7 protein-coding genes are annotated in these 3842 nt (G+C 58.4%); all 7 read left to right on the top strand.

The window, feature by feature from the left end:
• Positions 1-423 precede the first annotated feature (423 nt).
• Positions 424-789, top strand: a complete 366-nt coding sequence (locus Q0M35_RS17920) for an NADH-quinone oxidoreductase subunit A (RefSeq protein ID WP_295317616.1) — start codon at positions 424-426, stop codon at positions 787-789.
• Positions 780-1313 (top strand): NADH-quinone oxidoreductase subunit B, encoded by a 534-nt coding sequence (locus Q0M35_RS17915; protein WP_295317615.1) that lies wholly within the window; start codon positions 780-782, stop codon positions 1311-1313. Before Q0M35_RS17920 ends, Q0M35_RS17915 begins: the two co-directional genes overlap by 10 nt.
• Complete coding sequence (locus Q0M35_RS17910; protein ID WP_295317614.1) at positions 1310-1633, top strand: antibiotic biosynthesis monooxygenase; 324 nt, start codon at positions 1310-1312, stop codon at positions 1631-1633. Before Q0M35_RS17915 ends, Q0M35_RS17910 begins: the two co-directional genes overlap by 4 nt.
• The gene (locus tag Q0M35_RS17905) at positions 1630-2247 is read left to right on the top strand and encodes an NADH-quinone oxidoreductase subunit C (RefSeq protein ID WP_295317613.1); all 618 of its coding nucleotides are present in this window, start codon (positions 1630-1632) and stop codon (positions 2245-2247) included. The genes Q0M35_RS17910 and Q0M35_RS17905 overlap by 4 nt, the downstream gene beginning before the upstream one ends.
• Positions 2247-2420 carry a hypothetical protein gene (locus Q0M35_RS17900; RefSeq protein ID WP_169640065.1) on the top strand — a complete coding sequence of 58 codons (174 nt, stop codon included), beginning with the start codon at positions 2247-2249 and terminating at the stop codon, positions 2418-2420. Before Q0M35_RS17905 ends, Q0M35_RS17900 begins: the two co-directional genes overlap by 1 nt.
• Positions 2420-2812 carry a nuclear transport factor 2 family protein gene (locus tag Q0M35_RS17895; RefSeq protein WP_295317612.1) on the top strand — a complete coding sequence of 131 codons (393 nt, stop codon included), beginning with the start codon at positions 2420-2422 and terminating at the stop codon, positions 2810-2812. Before Q0M35_RS17900 ends, Q0M35_RS17895 begins: the two co-directional genes overlap by 1 nt.
• The coding region (locus Q0M35_RS17890) for an NADH-quinone oxidoreductase subunit D (protein WP_295317611.1) at positions 2812-3842 on the top strand (1031 nt) is incomplete at its 3' end. The genes Q0M35_RS17895 and Q0M35_RS17890, both read left to right, overlap by 1 nt.

The raw sequence follows: 3842 nt of genomic DNA, 5'->3' as shown, positions 1-3842 counted from the left end.
GGCCGGGAATCGCATGATCCGCGAACCGGTCCCCTGACATACCGACGCAGGCGGGCAGGGCGCCGATAAGGCCACACGCCTCGTATGTATCCGGCGTCTTCAGGTGTGCCAGGGCAGTAAAATTTTTGCAACACGTCCGATGCTATCGATCGTATAGGGGTTAACGTATTGATATGCAGTTCTTTTGAAGGTTTCGTGCTGCGTCTTGATGCTCGAAACCGCACAAAAATCACAGCGCTGCTGAGGCTGTTGCAGGCCGCCGCTGAACCCCGCTAACCTGCGGATTTTCTCGCAGTTTTTGCGATGTCTTTCGGGCGGGCTCCGGTTGACCCCCGCAAAACACAGGCGTAAACCATTCAGAGCCCCTTTCGCCGCGGGGCAGCATAGCGCGTCAGCGCATGATCAGACGAAAAGGAGCCTCCCTTGGACGAGATGCTACGGGAATACCTGCCCATCCTTATGTTTCTTGCGGTTGCCATCGGTCTGGGCCTGGTCCTGATCCTCGCCGCCGTTGTGCTCGCAGTGCGCAACCCGGACCCGGAAAAGGTCTCCGCTTATGAATGCGGGTTCAATGCGTTCGACGACGCGCGGATGAAGTTTGACGTGCGCTTTTATCTGGTCTCTATCCTCTTCATAATCTTTGATCTGGAGATCGCGTTCCTCTTTCCATGGGCTGTGGCCTTCAAGGACGTGAGCATGGTCGGGTTCTGGTCGATGATGGTCTTTCTGGGCGTTCTGACGATCGGCTTTGCTTATGAGTGGAAAAAAGGAGCGCTGGAATGGCAATAGCCGCCGGAGCAAATGTCGCAGGAGCGGACCGCGAAGTTGCCACCCAGGACCTGAACCGCGAGTTGCAGGATAAAGGGTTTTTGCTGACCTCGACCGAGGACATCATCAACTGGGCGCGCACTGGCTCGCTCCACTGGATGACATTCGGTCTGGCGTGCTGTGCGGTAGAGATGATGCACACCTCTATGCCGCGCTATGATCTTGAGCGGTTCGGTACGGCACCGCGGGCAAGCCCGCGCCAGTCGGACCTGATGATCGTTGCCGGGACGCTTACAAACAAAATGGCGCCGGCGCTGCGCAAGGTTTACGACCAGATGCCCGAACCGCGCTATGTGATTTCGATGGGCTCCTGCGCCAACGGTGGCGGGTATTATCACTATTCCTATTCCGTCGTGCGCGGCTGTGACCGGATCGTACCGGTGGATGTGTATGTACCGGGCTGCCCGCCGACGGCTGAGGCGCTCCTCTATGGCATCCTGCAACTGCAGCGCAAAATCCGCCGCACCGGGACAATTGTGCGATGACAGACGCGCTCGTCCGCCGCTGGGAAGCCATCATCGCCCGCGATGATATTGACCCGTGGCTGAGCACTTTCAGAGACCGCGTTTACCCGGCAATGCGCGCGGTCGAGGGCTTCCGGGGAATTACCGTGCATACAGAGCGCGGCTCAGACCCCTGCCGGATCGCGGTAATGACGCGGTGGAAAGACATCGCCGCCGTGAAACGATTTGCAGGCGATGTACCGGAGAAGACCTTTCTGCCGGACTTTATGGTGCCTTTTTTCCCCGCATGGGACAAAGAGGCGAGCTTTCATGACGAGATACTGTCGGAGATGACGCCATGAGCGACGCACTTAACGAGTTGGGCACCTATATCGAGGCGCGGCGCACGGACTGTGTGCTGGCCTGGGATGTAACCCATGGTGAGCTCAACCTTGATGTGACGCCGTCGAATATCACCGGTCTGGTAGAGTTTCTGAAAACTGACGCGACCTGCCGTTTTTCCAGCCTCGTCGATATCACGGCAGTAGATTACGCAGGCCGGGCAAAACGCTTTGACGTCGTTTATCATTTTCTGTCGATGTATCAGAACCACCGGATCCGCCTCCGGGTGAGCATCCGTGAAAACGATATGGTGCCCTCGATCATCGGTGTGCACCCTTCCGCCAACTGGTTCGAGCGCGAAATCTTCGACATGTTCGGCATCCTGTTTTCCGGCCATCCGGATTTGCGTCGTATCCTCACGGACTACGGCTTCCGCGGCTATCCGCTGCGCAAGGATTTCCCGACCACGGGCTATACCGAAGTGCGCTATGACGAGGCGCAAAAGCGCGTGGTATATGAGCCGGTCAGTCTCGTGCAGGAATACCGCCAGTTTGATTTCATGAGCCCCTGGGAGGGGGCGGAATACATTCTGCCCGGCGATGAAAAAACCGACGGCAAGGCGGAGGCGAAGTAATGGAAGGCATCATCTGGCTGCTGGTGGCTGCGGCCACTGTCATTCCCATGCTGAAGTTGCTGCCGCACTTTGGCATTCACAAATACTGGGCCTTTGCCGGGATCATCCCTTTGGGCGCACTTGCGCTGATCTGGTGGATGAGCATCAGGCTGCAGGAACTGGAGAAACGCTGATGGACGGATCGGATCAGATGCCGGACGGGCTGCGTGATGCGGCGCTGAGCTATTGCGAAGCCGTATATTTCGCGAAGGCGGATGTCTTTGAAACGCTTTGTCACGACCGGTTTCAGATGACCCTGGTTGAGAACGGGGCCGCGACCTTCTGGGACAAAGCCTCCTATCTTGAGCGCGTCCGGGGGCGGGAGCCGTTTGAGGCTCCGGCACGGTATGAGATTATCGGAACGGATGCGGCCGGCGGCGAGATAGCACGGGTTCATCTGACCGTTGATGTGCCGCCTGTGCGCTATGAAGATCATCTGGGCTTTATCCGCGTGGACGGGGCCTGGAAACTGCTGACAAAGGTGTTCCGCGTGGCGGGCCATGTAACCGGAGGCACTGACGAATGATGGACGGCTCAAAAGGATTTGAAGACGCCCTGACAGGCGAACAGAAGATCCGGAATTTCAACATCAACTTCGGGCCCCAGCACCCGGCCGCGCATGGTGTGCTGCGTCTGGTGCTGGAGCTTGACGGCGAGATTGTCGAGCGCTGTGACCCGCACATCGGGCTGCTGCACCGGGGCACTGAAAAGCTGATGGAAAGCCGGACGTATCTGCAGAACCTGCCGTATTTCGACCGGCTGGATTATGTGGCGCCGATGAACCAGGAACACGCCTGGTGTCTGGCGATTGAAAAGCTCACGGGTGTGCAAGTGCCACGTCGTGCCTCACTCATCCGGGTGCTTTTTTGCGAGATCGGGCGCGTGCTCAATCACCTGCTGAACGTCACCACTCAGGCCATGGATGTGGGCGCGCTGACGCCGCCGCTCTGGGGCTTTGAGGAACGCGAAAAGCTGATGGTGTTCTATGAGCGGGCCTGCGGGGCGCGGCTGCACGCGGCCTATTTCCGCCCCGGTGGTGTACATCAGGATCTGACGCCGGAGCTGATCGACGACATTGAAACCTGGGCCAATGAGTTTCCGCGCGTCATGGCCGATATCGACGGGCTGCTCACGGAAAACCGGATTTTCAAACAGCGCAATGCCGATATCGGCGTGGTCACCGAAGAGGATATCCTCGATTACGGATTCTCCGGGGTGATGGTGCGGGGATCGGGCCTCGCCTGGGATCTGCGCCGCGCGCAACCCTATGAATGCTACGACGAGTTCGATTTTCAGATCCCGGTGGGCAAGAACGGCGACTGCTATGATCGCTATCTGGTGCGCATGGAAGAGATGCGCCAGTCGGTGTCGATCATCCTGCAGGCCATCGAAAAGCTGCGCGCACCGGACGGGCAGGGCGATATTCTCGCCCGCGGCAAGATCACCCCGCCCAGCCGGTCGGACATGAAAACCTCGATGGAAAGCCTGATCCACCACTTTAAACTCTATACCGAAGGCTTTCATGTGCCCGAAGGCGAGGTTTATTGCCCCGTAGA

This window comes from Roseobacter sp., assembly GCF_024639605.1.
GTDB lineage: Bacteria > Pseudomonadota > Alphaproteobacteria > Rhodobacterales > Rhodobacteraceae > Roseobacter.
Note: the sequence above shows the minus strand (reverse complement) of the source record. Positions and strands in the feature narration are given on the sequence as shown.